Genomic DNA, 25,999 nt, shown 5'->3' with positions numbered 1-25,999 from the left:
CGCGCCCCCGTCACAGCAGGACCCGGCGCATGTCGCCGAGCAGTTGCGCCAGGTAGGCGGTGAAGCGCGCGGCGGCGGCGCCGTCGATGACGCGGTGGTCGTACGACAACGACAGAGGCAGGATCAACTTCGGCTCGAACGCAGTGCCGTTCCACACCGGCCGGATCGCCGACTTGGACACACCGAGGATGGCGACTTCCGGCGCGTTGACGATCGGGGTGAACTTGGTGCCGCCGATGCCGCCCAGCGAACTGATCGAGAAGCAGCCGCCCTGCATGTCCGCCGGGCCCAGCTTGCCGTCACGCGCCTTCTTGGCGAGCTCGCCGGTTTCCTGCGCGATCTGCAGCACGCCCTTCTTGTCGACGTCGCGCACCACCGGCACCACGAGGCCGTTGGGCGTGTCGGCGGCGAAGCCGATGTGGAAATACTGCTTGAGCGTGAGCACTTCACCCGAGGCATCGAGCGAAGCATTGAAGGTGGGGAACTTCTGCAGCGCGGCGACGGACGCCTTCATCATGAAGGCCAGCATCGTCAGCTTGATGCCGGCCTTCTCGTTTTCCTTGTTGAGCTGTACGCGCAGTGCTTCCAGTTCGGTGATGTCGGCATCGTCGTGCTGGGTGACGTGCGGGATCATCGCCCAGTTGCGCGCGAGGTTGGCACCGGAGATCTTCTGGATGCGGCTGAGCTCGCGGGTCTCGACGGGGCCGAACTTGGCGAAGTCGACCTTGGGCCACGGCAGCAGGTTGAGGCCACCGCCGCCGGCGACCGGGGCCGCGGAGACGGCGCGGCCGCCCTGCATCACGCCCTTGACGAACTGCTGCACGTCCTCGCGGGTGATGCGGCCACCGCGCTCGCTGCCCTTGACGCGGGCCAGGTCCACGCCGAGTTCGCGCGCGAACAGGCGCACGGCGGGGCTGGCATACGGCACCTTGTCGGGCATCAGCTCGTCGGCCGTGAAGGCGACGGGCGGGGTGCGCGGCTCACTGGCCGGTGCCGCGGCTTCGATTTCGCGTGCGGCAAGCGCGTCGGGGCGGGCAGAGGGCGCAACGGGCTCCACGCGGGCGCCGGTCTCGGCGCTGGGCACCGGCGCGGCCGGAGCCGGAGCCGGAGCCGGAGCGGCGGGCGCAGGTGCGGCCTTGGCCACTTCGGCGGTCGACGTCGCGGCACCTTCGGCCGACTCGATCACCGCGACCACGCTGCCTTCGGACACGGTGTCGCCCAGCTTGACCTTGAGCTCACGGATCACGCCGGCAAAGGGCGCCGGCACTTCCATCGTGGCCTTGTCCGATTCCAGCGTGACCAGGCCCTGGTCGACAGTGACGGTGTCGCCAACGGCGACCAACAGTTCGATCACGGGCACGTCGTCGTATCCGCCGATGTCGGGGACGCGCGCTTCCTTCAGCTCAGCCATGTGGGGGGCTCCGAAATCCGGGCAAAGGGCTATTGTGGGCTTTGCGCGGGGCAGCGCCAACCGCGACCAACGGGTACACCGGCCGCGGACTGGGTACGCCCCGGTATGGTGCGCGTCAACCCGGCACAGCCGGCGCGACCACCGGGGGCGACATGCGCAGCAGGTTCAGTGGCTGGCCGCCGGGCAGGCGGTACTCCAGCGCATTGTCCAGCGCGTCGAGGGCCTCCAGGCGCTGACACAGGGCTTCGGCCTGCCGCTCGAGCGCCGCGGCCCGCAGGGCCACGGCCGCTTCGATCTCGGTGTCCAAGTGTTCCATCCGTTCCAGGCGGCTCTTGTCGCCGGAGAACGCGGCACTGATGGCGCCGCCCACGATGTCGCCGATGAGGTCGGGAATGGCCTCGCCCACCGCTTGGGCGATGTCGCGCCCCAAGGCACCGCCGTCGAAGTGATGGGCGCTTACCGCCCCGGTGAGGCGGGCGTCGAGCTGGGCGCGGGCCGCGGCGAGTTTGTCGCGCGTGGCCTTGGGGTCGCTGCTGAACCCGGCGGCCACCTGGCCCAGCGCATTGAAGGCCACGTCGGCGGCCGCCTGGCCCAGGGCCTGCGCTTCCGGCATCGCGTCGCGCGTCCCCTGTTCGAATGCCGCCAGGCGTTGCACGTCCTCGGCGCCCAGCGTGACCCACGCGGTGTCGATGAAAAGCCGCCCTTGGCGCATGACGATGGCTTTGGGCACGCCCGCATCCCGCACGAGGATGAGGCTGCGCGAATTCAGCGTGAGTTCGTAATCGCTTTCGATGCGGCAGTCCGCGGCCCTTGCCGCGGCGTTCACGGAGGCCAACCCGAGTGCAGCAACGACGAAAGCGCGACGCATCGGGGATCTCCGGGGAATGAATCGGGGCAGCGTAACGCGCCGCACGCGATTGCGCACGGGGCGTGAACTGCGCGTGAGCCTCGGTTTGGGCGCGGATTGCGCGGATGGCGACGCGGCCCGATGCGCCGGAACGGCACGAACGGTTCATCCGCCCGTGGCTACGGTGGCCGCGCCTCCCCCAAAGGCACCACTGAAAAAACCAGATCAAGGAGACACACCATGAACCGTTATCGCACCCTGACGCTGGCCCTCCTGGGCGCCCTGTCCATCGCGCCGGCGGCTTTCGCCCAGGACGGCACCGACACCAGCGGCAAGCGCTTTGCCATCGTCGGTGGCTACGCGCTGTCCGAGCCGACCAAGGACGCCACGATCGCTGGCGCGGAGGCCAAGGTGGACGGTGACGGCGCAGCGACGCTGAGCGCCAGTTATTACGTGACCGACAACATCGCCATCGAGGCGTGGGGCGCGGCCGACAAGTTCGGCCACCGCGTGAACACCGCGGGTGGCAAGACCGCAAGCGTGGCGGCGCAGCCGTATGCGCTGAGCGGCCAGTACCACTTCGGCACGGCAACGCAGACCGTGCGCCCGTTCGTGGGCCTGGGCTATTACGAGAGCAACTTCAGCGAGGAGACCGCCGAGCCGACGGGCCCGCTGGCGGGCCAGCGCATCGGCGTGGAAACCGCCAAGGGTGCGATCGCCACCGTGGGCGTGGACGCGAACTTCCACCCCAACTGGTTCGCCCGCGCGGATGTCCGCTACCTGCAGGGCGGTTCGGACGTGAAGGTGAATGGCGTAGATGCCGGCGAGGCCAAGCTCAACCCGGTGGTGGTGGGCGTGGGCATTGGTACGCGCTTCTGATCGACGCCACCCGACGACCGGCAACGGGCCCCACTGCGGGCCCGTTGTCGCGTTTGGGTCAGCCGGGCGCCAACGCGCGCACGCGTTCGCGATGCAGCAGGTACAGGCCACTGGCAATGATGATGGCGGCCCCCAGCCATGTCACCCGATCGGGCAGCACGCCCCACAGCGTGGCGTCGAGGATGACGCCCCACAGCAGCGCGGTGTATTCCAGCGGCGCGATCAGGGATGCCTCGCCCAGCCGGAAGGCTTCGGTGATGGCGTATTGCCCCAGTGCGCCGGCGACGCCCACGCCTGCAATCAGCCACAGGTCGGCGCCGCGCAGGGGCACCCAGTCAGGCCACGCCATCACGCCGGCGCCGAACGCCATCAAGGCGAGCAGCCACACCATCATGGCCTGCGTACTGTCCGTGCGTGCCAGCACGCGCACGGTGATGGCGCTGATGGCATAGCCCAGTGCGGCCACCAGTACCGCGATGCCGGCCAAGCTGAGAACGCCCTCGCCAGTGGGGCGCAGCACCACCAGGACACCCAGCAGACCGATGCCGATGGCCACCCAACGACGAGGCCCGACGTGTTCGCCCAGGAAGGGCACCGACAGCGCGGTGATCAGCAGCGGCGCCACGAAGAAGATCGAGTACGCGGTGGACAACGGCATATGGCGCAGCGCATAGGCGAACGCGGCCATCATGGCCACGCCCAAGGCGCCACGCAGCAGGTGCAACGACCAGCGCACGCGCAACAAGGGCCGCACGCCCGCCGTCGCCAATGCCCATGCCAATACCAACGGCAGCGAAGCGGCGCCGCGCAATGCCGCCACCTGGAGCGGCGGGTAATGCGATGCGAGGCCCTTCAACCCGGCGTCCATCAGCGAAAACAAGGCGACCGCCAGCAGCATGGCGACCACCGCCCGGGATCGACGCCGTTCCGATCCGGTCATGCGCAACCCCTGCGAAGGGCCGCGCCGGCGGTGCGCGGCACGCACGAAGGGGGGTAACCCGGACGGGGCATGCGGGGATCCTCGGGGAGTCGAGTGCCGATTATCCGTGGATTGCCGCGTGCCTGTGCAGTCGTTGTCTTGCGTTGTCTTGGGAGAACCGGCCTTTCACTTGCGCCGCAGGAGTCCTCCCATGGTGTGGTGCCGGGTGGCGGCCATCGCGGGACTCACGGCATGCATGGCCGGATGCGCGCAAGGGCGCGATGCGCCACGGGCGCACACCGCGCCGCCGGAGCCGCCACATGCGCCGGTGGCCACGCGCGGGCCGGATGACGGGATGCCGTTCAGGTCGCCAGGCCACGGCGCGCCCGCGCCGGCCGCAGAGCCCTCGGCAGCGCCGGCCCCGGACAACCCGCCGCCACGTGACGGACCACGCCCGACGGAGTGACGCCTGGGCGAGGCGTGGCGTCGGAACCGGAGGGGCGACCGCCACGTGGCAGGCCGCCCCCGGCGTGCATCAGAAGCCGGCCGTGAGGTTCACGCCGACACCCCAATCAGGACTGCCGTCGCTGAGACCCGTGACCGCATACAGCTGCAGCTTGCTGCGCGCGCCCGAGGGGAAGGCGACGAAGCCGGTCAGCTCACTGCGGTCGTCGACATCGCGGCTGGCCGCCTCGCGCCAGTCGTACATTGCACCGACATTCGCGGCGCCGACCTTCCAGGCAGCGCCGAGATTGGCGTTGATGACGCCATCCACGTCGATGTAGTCGGAGTCCCCCAGTTGGGTGTAACCCGCGCCGCCAAACAGCAGCGTTCCGTTGAAATCGCGATACAGGTCCACCGCGACTCCATAGTCATTGGCACCGGTGCCCAGGCCCTTGTCCTCGTCGGCCGTGGCCACCTTCACGTTGGCACTCAAGTCAACGCCCAGCGGTCCGCCGGTGTCCAATGCATAGCTGGCACTCACGCGGAGGTCGCCAATGCCGCTTGCGGTGCCCGACACAGGCTGTTCCGGATCGAGGATACCGCCGCCGCGGCCGCGCCCGTTGGGATTGGTGTTGATCAACGAGCCCAAGCCGGGAACCACATTGGGGTCGCCGTCCACGCGCATCCACGGGAGGCTGGCCTTCCAGGTCCAGTTGCCGAGGCTGTACTTGGCGGTGACCGGCACGGAGAAAATGGTAGTGGTGGTATCGGTGCCATAGTCACCGCTGCTGTAGTCGGCACCCACGCCGAGGCTGAGCCCGTCCTCGGCATGGACCGCGCCGGCGGCCAGGCAGAGTGCCAGCAGGAAAGCGGAACGCTTCATTGCAACTCCATTGGAAATTCACGAAAAGCGGGCGCCACGGCGGGCGCCCGCGAGTGGGATGGGTGCCAGGCGTTACGGGCGGCCGCCGCGCTCGGGCTTCTGCGGACGCTCGGGGCGTTCGGGGCGCTGCGCGCGCTCCGGGCGCACCGGACGCTCCACCCTGGCCACCCGTTCGGCGCGTTCGGTCTTGGCCTGGTTCGAACGCTGCGCCCCGGCGACCGCCTTGTCACTGCGGTTGCCTGCGCTCATCACCGAGCCCAGGTTGAAGCCCAGTTCCTTGGCGATCTTGCCCCAGCCCATGCCATCGGCACGCATCGCCAGCACGCCACCGGAGGTGGACGCGGTGGTCGTGCCGTCGGCGTTGGTCACGGTGGAGGTCACGCCGGTCAACGCGGACTGCAGGTCGGTGTACTCGCCGGAAGCGAGCAGGCGCTCAGCCAGGGCCAGGGTGATGTTGACCTCGCCGTAGCCCATCGGCCCATTCGGGTTGACGATGCTGCGTTCGACCGTCGACGTGGTGGTGGTCGTGGTGCCGTCGGGGTTAGTCGTGGTGGTGGTCACCTGCTCGCTGACGGTGAAATCACCGCCGGTGCGCAGTGCATTGATGGTGGCGTCGGCGCTGGCGTCATCAGCAAACAATCCGCTGGTCACATACCGATCGGCGATGCGGCTGGCCGGCATCGTGGCGCTGGCGATGACCTCCGGGTCACTGCCGGCGTCCTGCGCGAACGCAGGCTGGAAGGTGGACGTGGCGGCCAGCAGCGTGGCGGACAACAGCAGCGTGTGTTTCGCATTCATTGCAGCGTTCCTTGTATTCCTGCACATCGGAAAGGGAGCCGTCGGGGGATTACGGCGCGCCCGATCCTATGCCTGCAGGCGTGAAGCAAATTCCACACACCGTCGCGCATTCAGCAATCGTTGCACTGAACAGCGACAGGCCGTGATGGCGGCCACACTTCAGGCCGATGAACAGCAGGCGCGACGGCAGGGCTCGCCTTCGGTTACCCTGCCCACCCCGTCACGTTTTGCGACTGCCATGCCTTCGTTCGACATCGTTTCCGAAGTGGACGCCCACGAATTGACCAACGCCGTGGACCAGGCCAACCGCGAGTTGGGCAACCGGTTCGACTTCAAGGGCGTGGATGCCAAGTTCGTGCTGGAAGACAAGCTGATCACCCAGTCGGCGCCCAGCGATTTCCAGCTCAAGCAGATGGACGACATCCTGCGCGCGCGCCTGATTGCCCGCGGCATCGATGCGCGCTGCCTGGAATTTGGCGACATCGAGACCAACCTGGCCGGCGCGCGCCAGAAGATCACCGTGAAGCAGGGCATCGAACGCGACTTGGCCAAAAAGCTGCAGGCCGCGATCAAGGACGCCAAGCTGAAGGTGGAAAGCCAGATCAACGGCGACAAGCTGCGCGTTACCGGCAAGAAGCGCGACGACCTGCAGGCCGCGATCGCACTGTTGCGCGGCACGGAGTTCGAGCGCCCGCTGCAGTTCGAGAACTTCCGCGACTGATCGACCCGAATACAGGCACGCCCCGGCGTGCCTGCCCAGCAGGCCGCCCATGCGAAACGACCACGATGACCAGACCGCCGGCGATGACCCCATCGCTGCAACCCGGCGCTGGCTGGAGCGGGCGGTCATCGGGCTGAACCTGTGCCCGTTCGCCAAGGCGGTGCACGTAAAGGCGCAGGTGCGCTTCGTGCTGAGCGACGCGACCACGCGCGAGGCGCTGCGGGCGCAGTTGGACGAAGAGCTGGCGCGGCTGCGCGACACGGACCCCGACGTCGTCGATACGACGCTGATCGTGCATCCGCAGGTGCTCACGGATTTCCTGGAGTTCAACGACTTCCTGGACGAAGCGGATGCCGCGGTGGCCGCGCTCGGCCTGGAGGGCGTGCTGCAGGTGGCGAGCTTCCACCCGGACTACCGGTTCGCGGGCACGGCCGACGATGACATCGGCAACTTCACGAACCGCTCGCCCTACCCCACGCTGCACCTGCTGCGCGAGGCGAGCATCGACCGTGCCGTGGCGGCATTCCCCGACCCGGACGTGATCGTGGAGCGCAACCTGCGCACCCTGGACGAACTGGGACACGCAGGGTGGCGCAAGTTGTTCTCGGATTGACTCCGAGACGGAGCCGGGCTCGCCTCAATGCAAAGGCGGGTACCGTGTTCGCCTCAACCAGCGCCGGTGAAGAGCGAATGCAGGTCTGCCGCATCCAGCGTGCGCCACTCGCCTGAAGGCAGGTCGGCCAGCGACAGGCCTCCAATGCGGCTGCGGTGCAGGGCGTCGACGTGGTTGCCCACCGCGGCGAACATGCGCCGCACCTGGTGGTAGCGGCCCTCGGTCAGGGTCAGCCGCGCCTCGCGCGGACCGAGCACCTCGAGCACGGCCGGCTTGAGCGGCGTGGTTTCCGATTCCAGCATCAGCGTGCCGCTGGCGAATACCTCGCCCTCGTCGCCGCGCAGGTCGCGGGCCAGCGTGGCTTCGTACACCTTGGCGAGGTGGGCCTTGGGCGAAACGATGCGGTGCAGCAGCTGGCCATCGTCGGTCATCAGCAGCAGGCCGCTGGTGTCGCGATCGAGGCGGCCGACCGTGGACAGCAACGGCGCGCGATGGCGGTAGCGCGTGGGCAGCAGGTCATAGACCAGGCGCCCCAGGTCCTTGGTGGAACAGGTGTAGCCCACCGGCTTGTTGAGCATCAGCACCAGGCCGGCCGGCGGGTCCAGCGGCTTGCCGTCGATGCGGATCGCGTCGTGGCCCACCTTGTCGTCGGCGTACAGGACCTCGCCCGCGGCATCGGTGATACGGCCTTCGCGGAACATCAGGGCGACGTCCTTGCGGCTGCCATAGCCGAGGTTGGCGATCAGCTTGACGAGTCTCATGCGGGTTCCTCAGCGGGAGCGGACGGCTTCAACAACCTTGAAGCCATCGCGCGTGGCCACGGTGCGTACCTGGCCGAAGTGTTCATGGAGCACGGTCTCGTAGGGCAGGTGCCGGTTGGCCACCAGCCACAGGCGCCCGCCCGGTCGCAGTGCGCCTGCGGCGGCGGCGATGAAACGCCGGCCGATGTCGGGCCGGTCGGCCCGCCCCTGTGCATGGAAGGGGGGATTGGTGACGATCACGTCATGCGCGGCGGGCAGGCCGCGGGTGACGTCATGCCAATGGAAGCCGAGCACGACGCGATCCGCGTGCGGCTGCAGGTTGCGCCGGGCGAGGTCGAGCGCGCGGGCCTCGGCTTCATACAGGTCCAGCGCAGTGATGCCGGGGCAGTGCTGCAGCAGTTCGACACCGAGGTAACCGATGCCCGCACCGAGATCGGCCACGCGACCCGCCAGATCTGCCGGCAAGCACTCGGCGAGCAGGGCGGATGCGGCATCGATGCGATCCCAGGCGAAGACGCCGGGGCGACTCAGCAGACGCCCCCCCGCGATGGGACGGATGCGATCGAGCTGCCGCCACTCACCCACCAGCTCGGGGGTCGATAGCGCCGGGGGATGGGAAGCCGTGGGCGCTTCCACCGGGGATTCGTGCAGCGGCGCGGTCCAGAACACGCGGCACTTGTTCTTGGTCATCGTGCTCACGGTGCCGGCAACGCGTCGCAGGTCGTCCTCGGCGGACTTGGCGCCTTCGTTGTTGGCAACGCAGGCCAGTACGCGCCCGCCGGGGGCACACGCGGCCACGGCACGCGCCATCAATGCGCGGGACTCGTCGCGCTGGCGCGGCGGCAGCAACAGCACGAGCGGGTACCGGGCCGCGCTGGCGCTCTCCCCCGCGGGGTCGGCCACGTCGTCCAGCGCGCCGTCGTTGCACACCGTCAGGCCGGAGCGCTGGAGGGCGTCCGCCTCCGGCTTGAAGGTCTGCTCGCAGACCAGGCCTGCAGTCGACTGGCGGTGCAGCGGCCAGCCGTCGCGCGCACGCAGGAACAACACCTTGCCATCCGGCCAGGTGAGGCGGCCTTCGGCAAACGGCAGGAACAGGGTTTCGAGCGCGGGATCGGCGTCAGCGGCCATGGCGCGGGCAGGCGGAATGCATTCGCGCATTCTACCTGCCGCTTCCGCCCGGGCCGTGCCTGGTGGCCCGCAGGGGTGACGCCGCTAGTTGTCCAGTTCGCGCAACGTGACCGAAGGCGGGGCGTCGAGCACGCGCCGGGTGGCGAACAGGCCCGCGACCAGCGCGGCGAGCAGCCCCACGCCGCCGCCCACCGTCGCCAGCCGCCAGTCCGCCTCCCACGGCAGGTCGAAGACGCGAGTGGCCACCACCCCCGACAGCACCGAAGCCGCAATGGCCGCGACCAGGCCGGCCAGCAGGCCAATGGCCGCGAACTCCGACGCCTGGGCGAGCCGCAACTGGCGACGGCTGCCGCCCAGCACGCGCATCACCCCGCCTTCGAGCAGGCGCTCGTCCTGGCTGGCACTGACCGCCGCCATCAGCACCAGCAGGCCGGCGGCGAGCGAGAAATAGAACACCACTTCCACCACGGTCGAGACCTGGTCGGCGGTGCTGCGCACCTGGTCCAGGACCGCATCGATGTCGATGACACTGACGTTGGGAAAGGCACGCACCAGCTCGGCGGTGAAGCGGCTGGCGGCCTTGGGCACGTGCACCGCGGTGATATGGCTGGCCGGGTATCCGTCGAGCGCGCCGGGCGAGACGATCACGAAGAAATTGGGGCGGAAACTCTCCCATTCCACGCGGCGCAGGCTGGTGATGGTCGCCTCGAACGGCTGGCCGGCAATGTCGAAGGCGATGCGGTCGCCTAGCTTCCAGCCCAGCCGCTCGGCGAACGCTTCCTCCACGGAGGCCTCGGGCGCGGCGGGCTTGACCCCCTTCCAGAAGTTGCCCGCGGTAACCGTGTTGTCGTCGCGCAGCGCATCGGCCACCGAGAGGTTGAACTCGCGCTCGGCCAAACGCTGCGCGCGTTGGCCGCGTCCGGCGTAGTCGTCACCGGACACCGCGGCGCCGTTGTGCGCGACCAGCCGGCCCCGGATCATCGGATACAGCACGGGCGGCGCCAGCCCCTGGCCGGCAATGAACGTGCGCACGGCGGCGACCTGGTCGTCCTGCACGTTGATGATGAAGCGGTTGGGCGCGTCGGCCTGCAGCGACAGCTGCCAGCGGTCGAGCAGGTCGGTGCGGACGAAGGTGAGCAGGAGCAGCGCCATGAGTCCCAGGCCCAGCGCCGAAACCTGCGCCACGCTGGTGCCGGCCCGTCGGCTGACGTTGGCCAGTCCGTAGCGCAGGCTGCCGCGCAGGCGGTGGCGCAGGCGTCGCACGACCACCACCATGCCCCACGCCAGCAGTGCGAGCACGGCCAACGTGGCGGCGATGCCGCCGAGCATGGCCAGCGCCAAGGTTGGCGAACCCGCCTTCCACCACAGCAGGCCCGCGAGCGCGGCGAAAGCGAGAAGGCCTACAACCCACGCACTGGGTTCCGTTGCGTCCAGGTCTCGGCGCAGCACGCGCAGGGCCGGTACGCGGCGCAGCGCCAGCACCGGGGGTGCACCAAACGCGAGCAGCACGACCAATCCGACCCCGTAGCCTTGCAGGGCCGGCAACCAACCCGCGGCGGGGATGGACATCGACAGCGCCTGCGCCAGCCACTCGCCCACCAACCATTGCAGGCCGAAGGCCAGCGCCACGCCAGTCGTGCACGCGGCTAACCCCAAGAGCAACAGCTCGCCCACATGCACGCCCACCAGCGTGCGCTGGCTGGCACCGAGGCAGCGCATCACCGCGCTGCCGGACAGGTGGCGCTCGCTGTGGCGGCGCGCGGCCATGGCAACCGCGACGGCCGCGAGGACCACGGACACCAGCGCGGCCAGGCCCAGGAAGCGACCGGCACGATCAAGCGCGGAACGGATTTCCGGCCGGGCGTCCTGCACGGTTTCCAGACGCTGGCCACGACCCAGCGCGGGCCGCACCTGACGCACGAAGCGGTCGACCGCGGTCGCCTCACCGGCAACCACGACGCGGTAGCGCAGGCGGCTGCCTTCCTGCACCAGGCCGGTGGCGGGAAGGTCCTGCAAGTTGACGAAGACCTTGGGCGCGACGTTGAAGTAGTCCAGCGCCGCGTCGGGCTCCTGGTTCACCAGCGCCATCAATGTCAGCGAGGAATCGCCGATGAGCAGGGTATCGCCCAGCCGCGCGCCGAGCCGATCCGCACCCGCGCGGCTCATCCAGGCGGTCCCGCGCCCCGGGATGGCAGCGGCATCGTGTTCGGCCGAGCGTGCGGCCGTCGTGACGCGGAAGCTGCCGCGCAGCGGGTAGCCGTCGCCCAGCGCGCGCAGGTCGCCCAGCTGCAGGCGTTCGCCGTCGGCACCGGCCACGCGGATCATGGTGTTGAGCTCACGCGTTTCGGTGTAGCGCAGGCCCGGTGCGGACAGTGCGCGCCGTACCGTGCCCTGGATCGGTTCGTCGGCGCGCACGACGGCATCACCGCCGAGCAAGCGGTTGGCCTCGATGGCCAGTGCGCGTTCGGCCCGGTCAGTGACGAAGCCCACCGACGTGACCGCCACCACGGCCAGCACCAATGCGGCAAACAGGATGCGTACGTCGCCGGCCGCGACGTCGCGGCGCAACTGGCGCCATGCCAAGGCCAGGATCTTCATCGCCGGTCAGCCCGCCACGAGCCGCCCGGAATCCAGCCGCAGCTGGCGCCCGCAGCGCGACGCAAGGTGGTCGTCGTGGGTCACCAGCACCAGCGTGGTACCTGCTTCGGCATTGAGCGCGAACAGCAGTTCGATCACCGCCTGGCCGGTCGCGGTGTCGAGGTTGCCGGTGGGCTCGTCCGCGAACAGCAACGACGGCCGAGTGACGAAGGCACGCGCTAGCGCCACGCGCTGCTGCTCGCCGCCGGAGAGCTGCCGGGGGTAATGGTGCAGGCGTGGGCCGAGGCCCACCTTCTCCAGGATGGCGCGTGCCGGCCCGTCCACGTCGGCGTCGCCGCGCAGTTCCAGCGGCAGCATCACGTTTTCCAGCGCGGTCAGCGACGGCAGCAGCTGGAAGCTCTGGAACACGAAGCCCACTTTCTCGCCCCGCACCCGCGCGCGACCGTCTTCGTCGAGCGCCGACAGCACCTCGCCGTCGAGCACGACCGAACCGTCGCTGGGCACGTCCAGGCCGGCCATCAGCGACAGCAGGGTGCTCTTACCCGACCCCGACGCGCCCACGATGGCCACGGTCTCGCCTTGCGCGATCGTAAAGCCGACCCCATCGAGGATGGTGAGTTCGCCCGAGGGCAGCGTTACCCGCTTTCCCAGGCCCGACACGCGCAGCGCGTGCCGTTCGTCCACGGTGTTGGGGATTGCTTCAGCGTGGGGTGCGATGCTGTCGGCCATGATCCGTCCTGTTGCTGCCCCGCCCGGGCGCAGCCGGCGCCACCACGAGGAGATTGCGAAACCCATGCGTGCGACGACCCTGGCATCCGCGCCGTCACCCACTCATACGTCCCGATATGCGGGATGGAGGCAGTGGGTTCAATGTGCCATCGGTTGGGCAAAGTCGCGGCGGGCGTCGATGGCCATGGCGAATACGGGGATCCTGGCCATCGCCTTGGCGGTGGTGTCGACGTGGGGGTGGCCCACCATGGCGGCACCGGCGGGCGCGGCAAGCGCGGCGCCCACGCGCACCGTCCTGGTGATGGGCGACTCCCTTTCGGCCGGCTATGGGATGGCCGCATCGCAGGGCTGGGTGGCACTCACCGCCAACCGCATCGCCCAGCAGAAGCCGGGGTGGAAGGTGGTCAACGCCAGCATCAGCGGCGAGACCAGTGCCGGCGGCGCCACGCGCATCGCGGCCGAGCTCAAGCGCACTCGTCCGGCGGTGGTGGTGATCGCACTGGGCGCCAACGACGGCCTGCGCGGCCTGCCGCTGGAGCAGACCCGCGGCAATCTCGACCGCATGATCCGCGCCGCCAAGGGTGCCAAGGCGCGCGTGCTGCTGGTGGGCATGCGCATGCCGCCCAACCTGGGCAAGGCGTACACCGAGGGCTTCACCGCCAATTACGCGACGCTGGCGAAAACCCACGGGGTGGCGCTGCTGCCGTTCCTGCTGGAGCCGATCGCGTTGGACCGCAACGCCTACCAGGCCGACAACCTGCACCCCACGGCCGCGGCGCAGCCGAAGCTACGCGACCACGTGTGGAAGGCGTTGTCGCCCCTGCTGCGCTGATGTACCGCTGACCCCGAGCGCGCGCCATCACGCGTGCGCGGGCGCCTCGGACCGCAGCACCTGGCCCAGCATCCACGTGGTGCCTGCGCAGGCGGCCAACACCAAGCCCCAGCGCAGCAGATCGCCCGCGGGAAGCGGCAATGCGGCAGCCACGGCGGGCCACCATGGCGCGCCATACACCAGCACAATCACCGCGCCCGCCACCGCCATCACGCCCACCAGCACGCGCAGCAACAGCTGTTCGAGCCGGTCATCGCTGTCGGCCGCACGCATGGCGCGGGCCGCCACCGTGCGCGCGAAATCATGGGGCACCGGGTCCAGGGGCGGATGGCGCAGCGCACGATTGATCAACCGGTACTGGGCTCGTCGCGCATCGCCGGCCTGCATGGGAATGCCGGCGCGCTCCTCGCGCAAAGCCTGCTCCTGCGCCTGCCACTCGGCGTCGCGGCGGGCGGCATCGGTCGGGGGGGTGTCTCGCGGTCCGGCGTTCATCGGCTGACTCCCAAGTCGTCCTGCAGACGCTCGCGCAACTTCGCGCGGCTGCGGAACAGATGGCTCTTGATGGTGCCTTCGGCCAGGCCGGTGATGGCCGCGATATCGCCGATGGGCACTTCGTCCAGGTGATACAGGGTGAGGATGGTGCGTTGCAGGGGTGGCAGGGCTTCGACCGCCGCATGCAGGTGGCCGACCACCTGCTCGTCGGCGCTGGCCGCCTCCAGGTCGAAGCCGTCGGCCACTCGGTCGAGCAGGCTACTGCCGTCATCCTCCTCCACCGCATCGACCAGCGGGATGCGCTTGCGCTCCAGATGGCGTTTGGCCATCGAGTACGCGACCTGGCCGATCCATGACTTCAGCGCGCTCTCATGGCGGTACTGGTGCAGGTAGCGATGCACGCGCAGGAAGGTCTCCTGGCACAGCTCGCGCGTGTCCTCGGGGTGGCGGACCATGCGCTGGATGATGTGCCAGCACAGGCCCTGGTACTCGCGGACCAGGCGCTCGAAGGCGCCGGGCGTGTTGGCCAGCACCGCTTCCACCAACTCGCGGTCGGCCGCATACGCCGTCGCCTCCCCGGCCCCGGGCGCTTCCGGAGCAGGCAGGTCGTGGGCGTGGCGGTCAGCGAGGTCCGGCATCGAGTCCATTCCCCTTGGATACTGCGAGGGCCAGAACGGTTGCACGATTGTGCATCGGGAGATGGGAGTGCGGAGAAAGCCGGCTGCGGCAAGGCGCCGGGCGTTCGCGTCGGGGGGAACTTTGCGCCGGGGGGGCTACCGGCTACCGGCTACCCACTACTGGCTGGCCGCTGTCAGCTGTCAGCTGGCGGGAAGGTGGTGGACGGCGTCCTGCAACCGCCGCCGCGTTCGCTGTATCTACTCCCTCGAACCCGCCCATTCCAGTCCGCAATCCGAGGCCACCGCCATGAACAACCTTGAAGTCCTGATCCCGATCACCCTGTTCATCTGCATCGTGTATGCGATCCGGGTGGTGGTCGATGCGCGCACCCGCGCCAAGCTGATCGCCAACAATGCCTCCGAGGAGCTGATGCAGGCGATGCTCGCAGGCGAGGAACACAACCGCCGCCATGGCTCGTTGCGCTGGGGCATCGTCTTGACCGCGCTGGCCATCGGTTTCTTCGTCATCGAGGCGGCCGGCTGGACCGAAGTCACCCCGGGCGTGGTCGGCGTGCTGCTTGCCGTCACCGGTCTGGGCAACCTCGGCTTCTATCTGACCGCTCGCAAGCTGCCTTGAGCGTCCTGGGCATGGCGGTGGCGGCCCACGGGCATGTCGCAGGATCGCAATGATCCGCTTGCCGGCCGCGGCTCCGCGCTGGCACGCCCAAGGTGCCAGCGCCGAGTAACTGAACGCGGCCCGCCATTTCGGCGGGCCTTTTCAGTGTCCTGTCAACGGGTTCCGCCCCGCGCTGCATACGGCCACAATCGGCCTCTTTCCGCAGTATCGGCACCACGACGCAATGCCCGAGATTTCCCCGAAGCTGGCGCAGCAGATCGCGCGCACCATCGCCACCGAGATCGGTGCGCAACCCGCCCAGGCGCAGGCCGCCATCGCCCTGCTCGACGAAGGCGCCACCGTGCCCTTCATCGCGCGCTACCGCAAGGAAGTCACCGGCGGGCTGGACGACACCCAACTGCGCAACCTGGAAACGCGCCTGGTGTACCTGCGCGAACTGGAGGACCGCCGCGCCGCGGTGCTGGCCTCCATCGACGAACAGGGCAAGCTGACCGACGAGTTGCGCGCCGAGATCGAGGGCGCCGACACCAAGTCGCGCCTGGAGGACCTGTACCTGCCGTACAAGCCCAAGCGCCGCACCAAGGCGCAGATCGCGCGCGAGGCCGGACTGGAGCCGCTGGCTGATGGCCTGCTGGCCGATCCGTCGCAGGACCCGCAGGTGGTGGCCGCGCAATTCATCGATGTCGACAAGGGCGTGGCCGATGCCAAGGCCGCACTGGACGGTGCCCGCGCCATCCTGATGGAGCGCTGGGGCGAGGACGCCGCGTTGGTCGGTGAGCTGCGCACCTGGCTCAGCGAAGTGGGCGTGATCCGCGCGCGCGTGGCCGAAGGCAAGGAGAACGAAGGCGCGAAGTACCGCGACTACTTTGACCACGCCGAATCGCTGGCGAAGATCCCCTCGCACCGCCTGCTGGCGCTGTTCCGCGCGCGCCGCGAGGAAGTGCTGTACCTCGACCTGGACCCGGGCAACGATGCCGAAGCCGGCCACCTGCAGGCCGAAGGCCGCGTCGCCGTCCACGCCGGCGTCAAGGCGCAGGGCCGCCCCGCGGACAAGTGGCTGCTCGACACCTGCCGCCTGACCTGGAAGGCCAAGCTGCACCTGCACCTGCTGCTGGACCTGTTCAACCAGGCGCGCGAGAAGGCCGAGGCCGAGGCGATCACCGTGTTCGGCGACAACCTCAAGGACCTGCTGTTGGCCGCGCCGGCCGGCCCGAAGGCCGTGCTGGGGCTGGACCCGGGCCTGCGCACCGGCGTGAAGGTCGCCGTGGTCGACAACACCGGCAAGCTGGTCGACACCGCCACCATCTATCCGCACGAACCCAAGCGGCAGTGGGACCAGTCGCTGCACGTGCTGCGTGCGCTGTGCGCCAAGCATCGCGTGGAGCTGATTGCGATCGGCAACGGCACCGCCAGCCGCGAGACCGACAAGCTGGCCGGCGACCTGATCAAGCTCGCGCCCGAACTGAAGATGCAGAAGATCGTGGTCAGCGAGGCCGGCGCCTCGGTGTACTCGGCGTCGGAGTTCGCGGCGAAGGAATTCCCCAACCTCGACGTCAGCATCCGCGGCGCGGTCTCCATCGCGCGTCGCCTGCAGGATCCGCTGGCGGAACTGGTGAAGATCGAGCCGAAGGCCATTGGCGTCGGTCAGTACCAGCACGACGTGGACCAGTTCCGCCTGGCCCGCGCGCTCGACGCGCGCGTCGAGGACTGCGTGAACGCCGTGGGCGTGGACGTGAACACCGCCTCGGCCGCGCTGCTGACGCGCGTGTCAGGCCTGTCCTCCACCGTGGCCGAGAACATCGTGGTCTACCGCGATGCCAACGGCGCGTTCAAATCACGCAAGGAACTGCTGAAGGTGCCGCGCCTGGGCGACAAGACGTTCGAGCAGTGCGCGGGCTTCCTGCGCATCGCCGATGGCGAGCAGCCGCTGGACGCGTCGTCGGTGCACCCGGAGGCCTATCCGGTGGTCGAGCGCATCCTCAAGCAGTGCGGGCGCGAGGTGAAGCAGGTTATCGGCGACGCCTCGCTGCTGCGTGGCCTCAAGCCCGAACAGTTCGTGGATGAGAAGTTCGGCGTGCCCACGGTGCGCGACATCCTGAAGGAACTGGAGAAGCCCGGCCGCGACCCGCGCCCCGAGTTCAAGGCCGCGCGCTTCGCCGACGGTGTCGAGGACATCAAGGACCTGCAGGTCGGGATGGTGCTGGAAGGCGTGGTCAGCAACGTCGCCGCGTTCGGCGCGTTCGTCGACATCGGCGTGCACCAGGACGGCCTGATCCACATCTCCGCGTTGTCGGACAAGTACGTCAAGGACCCGCGCGAGGTGGTCAAGGCCGGCGACATCGTCAAGGTCAAGGTGATCGAGGTCGACATCCCGCGCAAGCGCATCGCCCTCACCCGCCGACTGGACGATGCGGCGCCGGCGCCGCGGGAAACGCGCGGTGGCGAGCGCGATGCGCGCAGTGGCCGTGATGCGGGCCCGCGCGGTGGCGGCCGTGATGGCCAACGGAGCAACGCACCGCGCATGCAGTCCGCGCCGCCGGCCAACAACGCGCTGGCGGCGGCCTTCGCCAAGGCCAAGCAGGGCGGCTGACGCGCCGACCCACGCCATTGTCCGCCGCGATCGCAGCGGGCCATAGCGGCTCTGCCCGTTGATGTACTCTGCAGTGACGCCGCCTCCGGGCGGCGTCACTGCATCAGCGCCCAGGGCGCGACTTACTTGCGCTGTTCGGCAGTGGCGTCGCGCGCGCCACGGAACTCCGAGCCCGCATCCCAGTTGGGCCAGTGCTTGCCGTTGGCCAGCTCGCTGCCCAGCGTGTACAGCACCTGCAACTCGCGGGTCATGCCGGTGAAGCTCCAGCTGGCCTCCCACTGGTCCGCCGGCTGGTGGTAACGATCGGCGGTGTAGCGCTCGCCCGCGGCCTTGGCCGCGGCCACGCCGCCCTCGACCCAGTCGTTGCCCGAGCCGTACGAAATCGCCGGCACGCCACGCTTGGCGAACGGGAAGTGATCGGACCGGAAGAAGTAGCCGGCCTCGGGCTTGGAGTCAGGCGTGTAACGCATGCCCCAGCGCTTTGCCGTGGCCACCAGCGCGTCGAGCAGCTCCAGCTTGGCGCTGCCGGAAATGGTGAAGTCGTGCGCCGGCCCCTGCGGGCTCAGCGCGTCCATGTTGATCACGCCCACTGTCTTCTCCAGCGGGTACAGCGGACGCGAGGCGTAGTATTCCGAGCCCAGCAGACCCTTTTCCTCGGCGGTGACCGCGAGGAACACCACCGAACGCTCCGGCTGCTGCTTGGCCTGGGCAAACGCACGGGCCAGCGCCAGCAGCGCGGCCATGCCGGTGCCGTTGTCCACTGCGCCGTTGTAGATGCGATCGCCCTTGGCATCGGGCAATCCCACGCCCAGGTGGTCCCAGTGCCCGGTGTAGATCACCGTCTCGTCCGCACGCTTGCGGCCGTCCACGCGGCCCACCACGTTGCGCGAGGTGATCACCTTTGAATCGACTGCGTAGTCGGCCGACAGGGTCACGCCCTTGAGCTCGACCGGCTGGAAGTCGCGCGCCTGCGCCTGCCGCTTCAGCGCGTCGAAGTCCAGGCCGGCGCGGCGGAACAGGTCGGCCGCGAAGTCGCGCTGCACCCAGCCTTCCATGCGCGGGTGCACCGCGCCCGGCTGTTCGCGCACCACGTCGAACATGGTGTTGGTGTTGGAGTTCTTGACCGTGGCCCAGCCGTACGAGGCCGGCGCAGTCTCGTGCACGATCAGCAGGCCGAGCGCGCCCTGGCGCGCCGCCTCTTCGTACTTGTAGGTCCAGCGGCCGTAATAGGTCATCGCCGGGCCACCGAAGTCGCCCTGGCCGGTTTCGAAATCCGGGTCGTTGATCAGCACCACCGCGATCTTGCCGCGCAGGTCGACGCCCTTGAAGTCGTCCCAGCTGCGCTCCGGTGCCTTCACGCCATAGCCGGCGAACACCAGCGGCGCATTGGCGATCGAAACGGCCTTCGAACCATCCAGCGCGGCACGCACCGCGATCTGTTCGCCCTGCACCAGGGCCTGTGCCTGGCCGTTGACCGCCACTGACAACGCCGGCGTGCCGACGATCTCCGCGCGCAGCAGCGGCACCGCCTGGGTCCAGGTGCGCTGGCCGTCCGGGCCGAGGTCGCCACCGGGCTTCAGACCCGCCGCACGCATCTGCAGGGACAGGTATTCGACCGTGCGCGTCTCGCCGGCGCTGGCGGGCGCGCGGCCTTCGAATTCATCGGAGGACAGGGTCTTGACCGTTTCCGACAGCTGCCGGGGGTCAAACGTGGGCGCGGTGCCAGCCAGGGCCGAGGACACCGCCAGGGAAAGCAGCGAGGCTGCGAGCAACTTCATGGTGAAAACGCCGAACGGGAAAGCCCCGGATACTAGCAACCGCCCCGGGGTCCGGACACCGACCTTGGTCGCGGATCAGCCCCGCAGTGCAGCCGCGTCGCGCGCCAGCGCCTCGATCCCGGCCCAATCGCCGGCCTGCAGCAGCTTGGCCGGGGTCAGCCACGAGCCGCCCACGCATGCGACGTTGGGCACCGCAAGGTAACCGGGTGCATTGGCCGGCGTGATACCGCCGGTGGCGCAGAAGCGGATATCCGGCAGCGGGCCGTGCAGCGAGTGCAACGCCGCCGTGCCGCCCGCAGCTTCTGCGGGGAAGAATTTCTGCTGCAGGTAGCCGCGTTCGGCCAATGCCATCGCCTCACTGGCGGTGGCGGCGCCGGGCAGCCATGGGAGGTCGATGTCGCGCGCGGCGGCCAGCAGGTCGGGGCTGGCGCCCGGCGACACGGCGAAACGTGCGCCCGCGGCCAGTGCGGCGGCAAAGTCCGCCGGCCGTCGCACCGTGCCCACGCCCACCACCGCATCCGGCACTTCGGCGGCAATGGCACGCACGGCCTCCAGCGCTGCGGCGGTGCGCAGGGTCACTTCGATGGCGGGAATGCCGCCGGCCACCAGCGCGCGTGCCAGCGGCACCGCGTGGCGCACATCGTCGACCACCACCACCGGCATCACCGGCGCGAGTTGCAGCACCGCTTCGAGTGAAATCACGCCATTTCTCCGTTGGAACCGTGGGCAAACACGCTGGCACCCGTATCGGCCGGGCCTACGGCGCGACGGAACACCTCGAACAGTTCGCGACCCAGACCGACGTGGCTGGCGCTACGGTCCAGCGTGGCCGGGGCGCGCCCGGCCCATTCGGCTTCGGGAATCTGCACCGACAGCGTGCCGGCGCGCGCATCCACGCGCACCACGTCGCCGTCGCGAAGGCGCGCGATGGGCCCGGCGCAGGCAGCTTCGGGCGTGAGGTGGATCGCGGCGGGCACTTGGCCGGAGGCACCGGACATGCGGCCGTCGGTGACCAGCGCGACGTGATGGCCGCGCTTCTGCAGCACGCTCAACGCGGGCGTGAGCTGGTGCAGCTCGGGCATGCCGTTGGCCTTCGGCCCCTGGAAGCGCACCACCACGACCACGTCGCGGTCCAGTTCGCCGCGCTCGAATGCCTCGCGCACTTCGTGCTGTTCGTTGAACACGCGGCACGGTGCTTCCACCACCCAGCGGTCCTCGGGCACTGCCGAGACCTTGATCGAGGCGGTGCCCAGTGCGCCGCGCAGCACGCGCAGGCCGCCATCGGCGCGGAACGGCGCATCCGCCGGCCGCAACACATCGGTGTCGCCGCTGGTGGCGGTGGCCGGCACGTAGGTCAGCTGGCGCTCGTCATCCAGGCGCGCCTCCACCCGATACCGCTCCAGGCCCGGCCCGGCGACGGTCTCCACGTCGCCGTGCAGCAGGCCGTGGTCGAGCAGCGTGCCGATCAGGAACGCGAGCCCGCCGGCGGCGTGGAAGTGGTTCACGTCGGCCGCCCCATTGGGATACACGCGCGCCAGCAGCGGCACCACCGACGAGAGTTCGTCGAAGTCCTCCAGGCGCAGGTCGATGCCCGCCGCCGCCGCCATCGCGATCAGGTGCAGCAGGTGGTTGGTGGAACCGCCGGTGGCATGCAGGCCGATCACGCCGTTGACGATGGAACGCTCGTCGATGATCCGGCCAATGGGGCAGAAATCGTCGCCCAACGCGGTGATCTGCGCCGCACGCTTGGTCGCCGCCGTGGTCAGCGCGTTGCGCAGCGAGGTATTGGGATTGACGAAGCTTGCGCCTGGCAGGTGCAGGCCCATCAACTCCATCAGCATCTGGTTGGAATTGGCGGTGCCGTAGAACGTGCAGGTGCCCGGCGCGTGGTAGCTCTGCGCCTCGGCCTCCAGCAGCTCCTCGCGCGTGGCCTTGCCCTCGGCGTAGCGCTGGCGCACACGCGACTTCTCGTCATTGGGCAGGCCCGAGGTCATCGGTCCGGCTGGCACGAACACCGCCGGCAGGTGGCCGAAGCTCAGCGCGCCAATCAGCAGGCCCGGTACGATCTTGTCGCACACGCCCAGGTACAGCGCCGCGTCGAACATGTCATGCGACAGCGCCACCGCGGTGGACATCGCAATCACGTCGCGCGAGAACAGCGACAGCTCCATGCCCGCCTGGCCCTGGGTCACGCCGTCGCACATTGCCGGCACGCCACCGGCCACCTGCGCGGTCGCGCCGGCTTCGCGTGCGGCGTTGCGGATCAGGAACGGGAACTGCTCGAACGGCTGGTGCGCCGAGAGCATGTCGTTGTATGCGGTGACGATGCCGAGGTTGGGCGCCACGCCGTCGCGCAACGACGCCTTGTCACCGGGGCTGCACGCGGCGAAGCCGTGCGCGAGGTTGCCGCACGACAGGCGCGTGCGGTGCGCACGCGGACCCGAGGCCGCGTCGATGCGCGCGAGGTAGGCGCTGCGACGCTCACGGCTTCGCTCGACGATGCGACGGGTGACTTCGGCGATGGTGGGATTCAGCGGGGCGGACATGCGGGGTGGCTCCAGAACTAGGCCGCGCGGGGATGGGCCGCGTGCGAACGGGCGGCGTGGCGGGGACGCGCCGAGTGGCCGGGACGACCCGCGTGGTGCAGGCGCGTCGGGTCGGCGGTAGCGGCATCTCGGCTCACGGACACCAGTACAGCGCAGGCGTGGTGGGCGCGCCTGTGACGAATGCATGCACCGGCAACGCCGTGCCGGGATTCACGCCTTCGCCCAATGCGTCGGCCAGCACGCGGCGCTTGCTGACGCCTTCGATGTGCAGGTAAAGCGCGGGCGCGGTGAAGATGGCGCTCAAGGTCAGGGTGATGCGCGGCTCCGGCGCGGCGGCGGTGCGGATCGCCAGCACCGGCGCGCGACCGCTGGCGGACAGGCCCACGTCACGGCGCACGAGGTCGGGGAACAGCGAGGCGACGTGGCCATCCTCGCCCATGCCCAGCACCACCACGTCCAGCGGCAGCGCGCGGTGGGCGATGTCGCCCGCGACCGACTGCAGTGCCACTTCCGGCGTTTCCACCGGGCGATACAGCGGCAACAGTTCGGCAGCCGCCGCTTCGCCCTGCATCAGGTGCTCGCGTAGCAGCCGTTCGTTGGAACGCGGGTCGGTGTGGGGTACCCAGCGCTCGTCCACTGGCAGCACGCGCACCTTCGCCCAGTCCAGCGGCTGGCGTGATAGCGCCTGCAGGAAGCGGCGCGGGGTGTTGCCGCCGGCCAGTGCGATGGTCGCCACACCCCGTGCGGCGATAGCGCGACGCAGGTCGGCGGCGACGGCGTTGGCCAGGCCCTCGGCCAAGGCCACGGCGTCGGCGAAGTCACGTGCACGCACGTGCGGGATGTCGAGGACGGACATGGCGGTGGTGTTCGACAGGGGCATGCGGGTACGGATGTGGGTGACGTTCGAACCGGCGCCGATCGCGCTCGTAACGGTCGCGTTGTCGGCGGCGGTGCCGTTGACGGTGGTGCTGGGGGAAGCGGTCGCGGTGGACATGCGGTGGGTCTCTTGGGGCGCGTCAGGCTCAGCCCGCGTCCTCATGCCACGTGCGACCGTCGCGCTCGATCAGCGCGACCGCGGCACTCGGCCCCCAAGTGCCGGCGGTGTACGGCTTGGGCGCCTCGTGCGCGGCCTGCCACGCGGCACGGATCGGATCGATCCACTGCCACGCCGCCTCAACCTCGTCGCGGCGCATGAACAGCATCTGGTTGCCGCGCACCACGTCGCCCAGCAGGCGCTCGTAGGCATCGGCCTGGCGCCCGCCGAAGGCCTCGGCGAAGCTCAGGTCCATCGGCACGTGGCGCAGGCGCAGGCCACCGGGACCGGGGACCTTGTTCATCAGCCACAACGTCACGCCTTCGTCCGGCTGCAAGCGCAGCACCAGCTTGTTCGGCGCCAGGCGCGCGCCGCCCTCGCCTTCCTCGAAGATCGAATGCGGCACCTTGCGGAACGTCACCACGATTTCCGACGAGCGCTCGGGCAGGCGCTTGCCGGTACGCAGGTAGAACGGCACGCCGGCCCAGCGCCAGTTCCGCACCTCGGCCTTGAGCGCGACGAAGGTTTCGGTGTCCGAACTGCTGCCCAGCTCTTCGGCATAACCGGGCACGGCGCGGCCTTCGGCGGCACCGGCGCGGTACTGGCCGCGCACGGTCAGCTGCGCGGCGTTCTCGCTGGTGATTGGACGCAGCGCGCGCAGCACCTTGAGCTTGGCGTCACGGATGTCGTCGGCCGACAGCGACGCCGGCGGTTCCATCGCCACCAGGCACAACAACTGCAGCAGATGGTTCTGCACCATGTCGCGCAGCGCGCCGGAGCGGTCGTAGTACGCCGCGCGGCCTTCCACGCCCACGGTCTCGGCGGCGCTGATCTGCACGTGGTCGATGTGCTCGGCCTTCCACAGCGGCTCGAACAGCGCGTTGCCAAAGCGCAGCGCCGTGAGGTTCTGCACCGTCTCCTTACCGAGGTAATGGTCGATGCGGTAGATCTGGGTCTCGTCGAACACGCGGCCCAGCGCGTCGTTGATGGCGTTGGCGCTCTGGCCGTCGTGGCCGAGCGGCTTTTCGACCACCACGCGGGTGCGCGGGCCAATCAGGCCGTGCGCATGCAGCCGGTCGGCGACCACCGCGAACAGATCCGGACCCACCGCGAGGTAGAACACGCGCACGCGTTCGCCGTCGCCCAGTTCCGCGGCGAAGGCCGGCCAGCCGGCGTCATCGCCCAGGTCCAGGCGGCGGTAACTGAGCAGGGCCAGGAAGTCGTCCAGCACCTCGGCGCCGCGCGGGTCCTCGGCCACCGCCTTGCCCAAGGCCTCGCGGACGCGCGTGCGGTAGTCGTCATCGGTGCGCGCATCGCGGGCGATGGCGACGATCCGGCTGCCGGCCACGATCTGCCCGTCGAGAAAGCGGTGGAACAGCGCCGGCAGCAGCTTGCGCAGGGCGAGGTCGCCGGTGCCGCCGAAGATCACCAGGTCGAACGGCGGGAGGGGGGCGGCGTGGCCGGCGGTGGAGGCGGAACGCGATACCTGCGGGGAGGCGCTCATGGACGGGCTCGAACGGGCATGGAATGACCATACCAGAACAGATACCAGTTAGATACCACTACCAAGGGACGAGACGCCAATCGCGCACAATCAATGACTTGCGACAAATCACATTGCCGCCACTGGTAAGCCACTGGTATCGTTCGGGCATGGAGCATTACCTCGCCAGCGAGTTCCACCGCCAACAGGCGGCGCGCCGCGCGCCGGCCTACCAGCACCTGCGGCGGTCGCTGCAGCATGCCATCGACAACGGCGAACTGCCGGCCGGCCAGGCCCTGCCCGGCGAGCGCGAACTCGGCAAGCTGCTGGGGCTGTCGCGGGTGACGGTGCGCAAGGCCATCGCCGGCCTCGTCGACGACGGGCTGGTGGTGCAGCGGCAGGGCGCGGGCAACTTCGTGGCCGAGCGCATCGTGAAGTCGTTCTCGCGACTGACCAGCTTCACCGACGACCTGCGTGCGCGCGGCCTGGACCCGCGCTCGCGGTTCCTCGAACGCGGGGTCGGCGAAGTCACGCCCGAGGAAGCCATGGCGCTCAACCTGTCGCCCGGCGCCCAGGTGCTGCGTTACTACCGCGTGCGCACCGCCGGCGACCAGGCCCTGGCGCTGGAGCGCACGGTGGTGCCGCAGTCGGTGCTGGCCGATCCGGCCCTGATCGAAAACTCGTTGTACGAGGCGTTCGCGGCGCAGGGCATCCGGCCGGCGCGGGCGCTGCAGCGATTGCGCGCCATCGCATTCGATGCCGAGCAGGCGCGGCTGCTGCAGTTGCCGGAAGGCAGCCCGGGGCTGTTCATCGAGCGCCGCACGTTCCTGGAGGACGGGCGCGTGGTGGAGTTCACCCGCTCGTTCTATCGCGGCGATGCCTACGATTTCGTCGCGGAGCTGCACAGCGAGCCGGCGTAAGCGAAGTCGGATCGGGCCTTACGCTGCGCAGAAAAAAGAAAACCCCGCCGAAGCGGGGTTTCCTTTAGGCGTGGACCGCCTTGCGGCGGTCCGGTGCGCGGCAATTAAGCCGGCTGCACCTGGTCGGCCTGCAGGCCCTTCTGGCCCTGCGTCACGACGAAGGTGACCTTCTGGCCTTCCTGCAGGCTCTTGAAGCCCTGGGTCTGGATGGCGCGGAAGTGCACGAACACGTCTTCGCCATTCTCGCGGCTGATGAAGCCGAAGCCCTTGGCGTCGTTGAACCACTTCACGGTGCCGGTTTCACGTGCAGACATTTTACTTTTCCTTGGAACATATGTTG

The 25,999-nt window shown here is 69.4% G+C and carries 24 protein-coding genes; 7 read left to right on the top strand and 17 right to left on the bottom strand.

All coding sequences use genetic code 11. The annotated features are described in order from the left end of the window. Positions 1–10 precede the first annotated feature (10 nt). Together ACYVBS_RS11460 and ACYVBS_RS11455 are read right to left on the bottom strand one after the other, a co-directional pair. Complete coding sequence (locus ACYVBS_RS11460) at positions 11–1,540, bottom strand: dihydrolipoyllysine-residue acetyltransferase (protein WP_460823904.1); 1,530 nt, start codon at positions 1,538–1,540, stop codon at positions 11–13. Beyond that, positions 1,527–2,279, bottom strand: a complete 753-nt coding sequence (locus ACYVBS_RS11455; RefSeq protein WP_460823758.1) for a DUF2884 family protein — start codon at positions 2,277–2,279, stop codon at positions 1,527–1,529. Before ACYVBS_RS11455 ends, ACYVBS_RS11460 begins: the two co-directional genes overlap by 14 nt. A gap of 219 nt (positions 2,280–2,498) precedes the next feature. Here ACYVBS_RS11455 and ACYVBS_RS11450 point away from each other — a divergent pair, with 219 nt between their 5' ends. Then, entirely contained in the window at positions 2,499–3,137 is a 639-nt protein-coding gene (locus ACYVBS_RS11450) for an OmpW/AlkL family protein (protein ID WP_460823757.1), read from the top strand. Between the two features lie 58 nt (positions 3,138–3,195). Here the strand turns inward: ACYVBS_RS11450 and ACYVBS_RS11445 are convergent, their stop codons facing one another. The 3 genes from ACYVBS_RS11445 to ACYVBS_RS11435 all read right to left on the bottom strand — a co-directional run bounded on the left by ACYVBS_RS11445 (position 3,196) and on the right by ACYVBS_RS11435 (position 6,181). Further along, positions 3,196–4,077 carry a DMT family transporter gene (locus ACYVBS_RS11445; RefSeq protein ID WP_460823756.1) on the bottom strand — a complete coding sequence of 294 codons (882 nt, stop codon included), beginning with the start codon at positions 4,075–4,077 and terminating at the stop codon, positions 3,196–3,198. Positions 4,078–4,591: 514 nt separating this feature from the next. Beyond that, positions 4,592–5,383, bottom strand: a complete 792-nt coding sequence (locus ACYVBS_RS11440) for a transporter (protein WP_460823755.1) — start codon at positions 5,381–5,383, stop codon at positions 4,592–4,594. 72 nt (positions 5,384–5,455) lie between these two features. Continuing rightward, positions 5,456–6,181, bottom strand: coding sequence for a hypothetical protein (locus ACYVBS_RS11435; RefSeq protein ID WP_460823754.1), 726 nt, complete (start codon positions 6,179–6,181; stop codon positions 5,456–5,458). A gap of 238 nt (positions 6,182–6,419) precedes the next feature. Between ACYVBS_RS11435 and ACYVBS_RS11430 the strand changes: the two genes are divergently transcribed. Then, positions 6,420–6,902 (top strand): YajQ family cyclic di-GMP-binding protein, encoded by a 483-nt coding sequence (locus ACYVBS_RS11430; RefSeq protein WP_460823903.1) that lies wholly within the window; start codon positions 6,420–6,422, stop codon positions 6,900–6,902. Between the two features lie 49 nt (positions 6,903–6,951). Then, positions 6,952–7,515 carry a DUF1415 domain-containing protein gene (locus ACYVBS_RS11425; RefSeq protein WP_460823753.1) on the top strand — a complete coding sequence of 188 codons (564 nt, stop codon included), beginning with the start codon at positions 6,952–6,954 and terminating at the stop codon, positions 7,513–7,515. A 53-nt stretch (positions 7,516–7,568) separates the two neighbouring features. On the opposite strand, the gene ACYVBS_RS11420 is transcribed toward ACYVBS_RS11425, so the two are convergent. From ACYVBS_RS11420 to ACYVBS_RS11405, 4 genes are all read right to left on the bottom strand, one after another. After that, complete coding sequence (locus ACYVBS_RS11420) at positions 7,569–8,276, bottom strand: pseudouridine synthase (RefSeq protein ID WP_460823752.1); 708 nt, start codon at positions 8,274–8,276, stop codon at positions 7,569–7,571. A gap of 9 nt (positions 8,277–8,285) precedes the next feature. Next, positions 8,286–9,404 (bottom strand): class I SAM-dependent methyltransferase, encoded by a 1,119-nt coding sequence (locus tag ACYVBS_RS11415; RefSeq protein ID WP_460823902.1) that lies wholly within the window; start codon positions 9,402–9,404, stop codon positions 8,286–8,288. 84 nt (positions 9,405–9,488) lie between these two features. Beyond that, positions 9,489–12,002 carry an ABC transporter permease gene (locus ACYVBS_RS11410; RefSeq protein ID WP_460823751.1) on the bottom strand — a complete coding sequence of 838 codons (2,514 nt, stop codon included), beginning with the start codon at positions 12,000–12,002 and terminating at the stop codon, positions 9,489–9,491. Between the two features lie 6 nt (positions 12,003–12,008). Next, positions 12,009–12,731 carry an ABC transporter ATP-binding protein gene (locus ACYVBS_RS11405; protein WP_460823749.1) on the bottom strand — a complete coding sequence of 241 codons (723 nt, stop codon included), beginning with the start codon at positions 12,729–12,731 and terminating at the stop codon, positions 12,009–12,011. Positions 12,732–12,915: 184 nt separating this feature from the next. On the opposite strand from ACYVBS_RS11405, the gene ACYVBS_RS11400 reads away from it, so the two are divergent. Next, on the top strand, positions 12,916–13,563 hold the full coding sequence (locus ACYVBS_RS11400; protein WP_460823748.1) for an arylesterase: 648 nt from the start codon (positions 12,916–12,918) through the stop codon (positions 13,561–13,563). Positions 13,564–13,590: 27 nt separating this feature from the next. Here ACYVBS_RS11400 and ACYVBS_RS11395 read toward each other — a convergent pair whose 3' ends face one another. Both ACYVBS_RS11395 and ACYVBS_RS11390 read right to left on the bottom strand, forming a co-directional pair. Continuing rightward, positions 13,591–14,055 (bottom strand): hypothetical protein, encoded by a 465-nt coding sequence (locus ACYVBS_RS11395; RefSeq protein ID WP_460823747.1) that lies wholly within the window; start codon positions 14,053–14,055, stop codon positions 13,591–13,593. Continuing rightward, complete coding sequence (locus ACYVBS_RS11390; protein ID WP_460823901.1) at positions 14,052–14,693, bottom strand: RNA polymerase sigma factor; 642 nt, start codon at positions 14,691–14,693, stop codon at positions 14,052–14,054. Before ACYVBS_RS11390 ends, ACYVBS_RS11395 begins: the two co-directional genes overlap by 4 nt. Positions 14,694–14,979: 286 nt before the next feature. Between ACYVBS_RS11390 and ACYVBS_RS11385 the strand changes: the two genes are divergently transcribed. Both ACYVBS_RS11385 and ACYVBS_RS11380 read left to right on the top strand, forming a co-directional pair. Further along, entirely contained in the window at positions 14,980–15,309 is a 330-nt protein-coding gene (locus ACYVBS_RS11385) for a DUF6249 domain-containing protein (protein WP_460823746.1), read from the top strand. Positions 15,310–15,532: 223 nt separating this feature from the next. Then, a complete protein-coding gene (locus tag ACYVBS_RS11380) occupies positions 15,533–17,899 on the top strand; it encodes a Tex family protein (protein WP_460823745.1) in 2,367 nt (788 codons plus the stop codon). 122 nt (positions 17,900–18,021) lie between these two features. On the opposite strand, the gene ACYVBS_RS11375 is transcribed toward ACYVBS_RS11380, so the two are convergent. The 5 genes from ACYVBS_RS11375 to zwf form a co-directional block, all read right to left on the bottom strand. Then, positions 18,022–19,677, bottom strand: a complete 1,656-nt coding sequence (locus ACYVBS_RS11375; RefSeq protein ID WP_460823744.1) for a M28 family metallopeptidase — start codon at positions 19,675–19,677, stop codon at positions 18,022–18,024. A gap of 75 nt (positions 19,678–19,752) precedes the next feature. Beyond that, positions 19,753–20,379: a bifunctional 4-hydroxy-2-oxoglutarate aldolase/2-dehydro-3-deoxy-phosphogluconate aldolase gene (gene eda, locus ACYVBS_RS11370; RefSeq protein ID WP_460823743.1), complete on the bottom strand. Its 627-nt coding sequence runs from the start codon at positions 20,377–20,379 to the stop codon at positions 19,753–19,755. Beyond that, positions 20,376–22,223, bottom strand: coding sequence for a phosphogluconate dehydratase (gene edd / locus ACYVBS_RS11365; RefSeq protein ID WP_460823742.1), 1,848 nt, complete (start codon positions 22,221–22,223; stop codon positions 20,376–20,378). The genes eda and edd overlap by 4 nt, the downstream gene beginning before the upstream one ends. A gap of 133 nt (positions 22,224–22,356) precedes the next feature. Continuing rightward, positions 22,357–23,217 carry a 6-phosphogluconolactonase gene (gene pgl / locus ACYVBS_RS11360; RefSeq protein WP_460823740.1) on the bottom strand — a complete coding sequence of 287 codons (861 nt, stop codon included), beginning with the start codon at positions 23,215–23,217 and terminating at the stop codon, positions 22,357–22,359. 28 nt (positions 23,218–23,245) lie between these two features. After that, positions 23,246–24,760, bottom strand: a complete 1,515-nt coding sequence (zwf, locus tag ACYVBS_RS11355) for a glucose-6-phosphate dehydrogenase (protein ID WP_460823739.1) — start codon at positions 24,758–24,760, stop codon at positions 23,246–23,248. Positions 24,761–24,909: 149 nt separating this feature from the next. Between zwf and ACYVBS_RS11350 the strand changes: the two genes are divergently transcribed. Beyond that, positions 24,910–25,659, top strand: a complete 750-nt coding sequence (locus ACYVBS_RS11350) for a GntR family transcriptional regulator (RefSeq protein ID WP_460823737.1) — start codon at positions 24,910–24,912, stop codon at positions 25,657–25,659. 104 nt (positions 25,660–25,763) lie between these two features. On the opposite strand, the gene ACYVBS_RS11345 is transcribed toward ACYVBS_RS11350, so the two are convergent. Then, positions 25,764–25,973: a cold-shock protein gene (locus tag ACYVBS_RS11345; protein ID WP_460823736.1), complete on the bottom strand. Its 210-nt coding sequence runs from the start codon at positions 25,971–25,973 to the stop codon at positions 25,764–25,766. Positions 25,974–25,999: the final 26 nt, after the last annotated feature.

The organism is Lysobacter olei (assembly GCF_054777355.1).
This window is presented reverse-complemented; position numbering and strand designations above follow the sequence as displayed.

Excerpts from the sequence above, each read along its gene's own strand:
- ACYVBS_RS11390 (WP_460823901.1), bottom strand. The coding sequence starts at position 14,693 with ATGCCGGACCTCGCTGACCGCCACGCCCACGACCTGCCTGCTCCGGAA.
- ACYVBS_RS11375 (WP_460823744.1), bottom strand. The coding sequence starts at position 19,677 with ATGAAGTTGCTCGCAGCCTCGCTGCTTTCCCTGGCGGTGTCCTCGGCC.
- ACYVBS_RS11395 (WP_460823747.1), bottom strand. The coding sequence starts at position 14,055 with ATGAACGCCGGACCGCGAGACACCCCCCCGACCGATGCCGCCCGCCGC.
- ACYVBS_RS11345 (WP_460823736.1), bottom strand. The coding sequence starts at position 25,973 with ATGTCTGCACGTGAAACCGGCACCGTGAAGTGGTTCAACGACGCCAAG.
- ACYVBS_RS11380 (WP_460823745.1), top strand. The coding sequence starts at position 15,533 with ATGCCCGAGATTTCCCCGAAGCTGGCGCAGCAGATCGCGCGCACCATC.
- ACYVBS_RS11445 (WP_460823756.1), bottom strand. The coding sequence starts at position 4,077 with ATGACCGGATCGGAACGGCGTCGATCCCGGGCGGTGGTCGCCATGCTG.
- ACYVBS_RS11385 (WP_460823746.1), top strand. The coding sequence starts at position 14,980 with ATGAACAACCTTGAAGTCCTGATCCCGATCACCCTGTTCATCTGCATC.
- ACYVBS_RS11440 (WP_460823755.1), bottom strand. The coding sequence starts at position 5,383 with ATGAAGCGTTCCGCTTTCCTGCTGGCACTCTGCCTGGCCGCCGGCGCG.
- ACYVBS_RS11410 (WP_460823751.1), bottom strand. The coding sequence starts at position 12,002 with ATGAAGATCCTGGCCTTGGCATGGCGCCAGTTGCGCCGCGACGTCGCG.
- ACYVBS_RS11430 (WP_460823903.1), top strand. The coding sequence starts at position 6,420 with ATGCCTTCGTTCGACATCGTTTCCGAAGTGGACGCCCACGAATTGACC.
- ACYVBS_RS11425 (WP_460823753.1), top strand. The coding sequence starts at position 6,952 with ATGCGAAACGACCACGATGACCAGACCGCCGGCGATGACCCCATCGCT.
- ACYVBS_RS11400 (WP_460823748.1), top strand. The coding sequence starts at position 12,916 with ATGGCGAATACGGGGATCCTGGCCATCGCCTTGGCGGTGGTGTCGACG.
- ACYVBS_RS11405 (WP_460823749.1), bottom strand. The coding sequence starts at position 12,731 with ATGGCCGACAGCATCGCACCCCACGCTGAAGCAATCCCCAACACCGTG.
- ACYVBS_RS11420 (WP_460823752.1), bottom strand. The coding sequence starts at position 8,276 with ATGAGACTCGTCAAGCTGATCGCCAACCTCGGCTATGGCAGCCGCAAG.
- ACYVBS_RS11435 (WP_460823754.1), bottom strand. The coding sequence starts at position 6,181 with ATGAATGCGAAACACACGCTGCTGTTGTCCGCCACGCTGCTGGCCGCC.
- ACYVBS_RS11350 (WP_460823737.1), top strand. The coding sequence starts at position 24,910 with ATGGAGCATTACCTCGCCAGCGAGTTCCACCGCCAACAGGCGGCGCGC.
- edd (WP_460823742.1), bottom strand. The coding sequence starts at position 22,223 with ATGTCCGCCCCGCTGAATCCCACCATCGCCGAAGTCACCCGTCGCATC.
- ACYVBS_RS11415 (WP_460823902.1), bottom strand. The coding sequence starts at position 9,404 with ATGGCCGCTGACGCCGATCCCGCGCTCGAAACCCTGTTCCTGCCGTTT.
- ACYVBS_RS11455 (WP_460823758.1), bottom strand. The coding sequence starts at position 2,279 with ATGCGTCGCGCTTTCGTCGTTGCTGCACTCGGGTTGGCCTCCGTGAAC.
- zwf (WP_460823739.1), bottom strand. The coding sequence starts at position 24,760 with ATGAGCGCCTCCCCGCAGGTATCGCGTTCCGCCTCCACCGCCGGCCAC.
- pgl (WP_460823740.1), bottom strand. The coding sequence starts at position 23,217 with ATGTCCACCGCGACCGCTTCCCCCAGCACCACCGTCAACGGCACCGCC.
- ACYVBS_RS11450 (WP_460823757.1), top strand. The coding sequence starts at position 2,499 with ATGAACCGTTATCGCACCCTGACGCTGGCCCTCCTGGGCGCCCTGTCC.